The organism is Paracoccus sp. FO-3, assembly GCF_006386455.1.
GTDB classification, from domain to species: Bacteria; Pseudomonadota; Alphaproteobacteria; order Rhodobacterales; family Rhodobacteraceae; genus Paracoccus; species Paracoccus versutus.
The window spans coordinates 1-770 of sequence record NZ_VCBQ01000291.1 but is presented as its reverse complement, the minus strand read 5'-3'; the positions used below and the strand labels follow the sequence as shown (position 1 = coordinate 770).

Genomic DNA, 770 nt, shown 5'->3' with positions numbered 1-770 from the left:
CCCAGCCGCGCGCAGTTGACGGTGACGACGCCCAGCGAGCCGGTCTGCTCGGCGCTGCCGAACAGGCCGTTGCCGCGTTTCAGCAGCTCGGTCAGGTCCAGTTGCAGCCGGCAGCACATGGACCGCACCATGTTCGGCTTGAGGTCCGAGTTCAGGAAGTTCTGGAAATAGGGCAGGCCGTATTTCGCCGTCATCGCGAACAGCAGCTTGGCGTTCTCGCTGTCCCAGGGAAAGTCCGGCGTGATGTTGTAGGTCGGGATCGGAAAGGTGAAGACCCGGCCCTTTTCGTCGCCGCGCGCCATCACCTCGATATAGGCGCGGTTGATCATGTCCATCTCGGCCTGCAAGGCGCCATAGGTGAAATTCATCGGCTGCCCGCCGATGACCGGCACCTGGTCGCGCAGATCCTCGGGGCAGACCCAGTCGAAGGTCAGGTTGGTGAACGGGGTCTGCGTGCCCCAGCGCGAGGGGACGTTGAGGTTGAAGATCAGCTCCTGCATGGCCTGCCGCACCTCGGCATAGCCCAAGCCATCCTTGCGGATGAAGGGGGCCATATAGGTGTCGAAGGAACTGAAGGCCTGCGCGCCGGCCCATTCGTTCTGCAGCGTGCCCAGGAAGTTCACGATCTGGCCGATGGCGCTGGACAGGCGCTTCGGCGGCCCGGCCTCGACCTTGCCGAGGACGCCGTTGAACCCCTCGGTCAGCAAGGTGCGCAGCGACCAGCCGGCGCAATAGCCGGCCAGCATGTCGAGGTCGTGGATATGCAGGTC

At 64.3% G+C, this 770-nt stretch carries 1 protein-coding gene; it reads right to left on the bottom strand.

Going from position 1 to position 770, the window contains the following annotated elements:
- On the bottom strand, positions 1-770 hold a 770-nt coding region (gene nrdD, locus FE811_RS27045; protein WP_305034205.1), incomplete at both ends, for an anaerobic ribonucleoside-triphosphate reductase.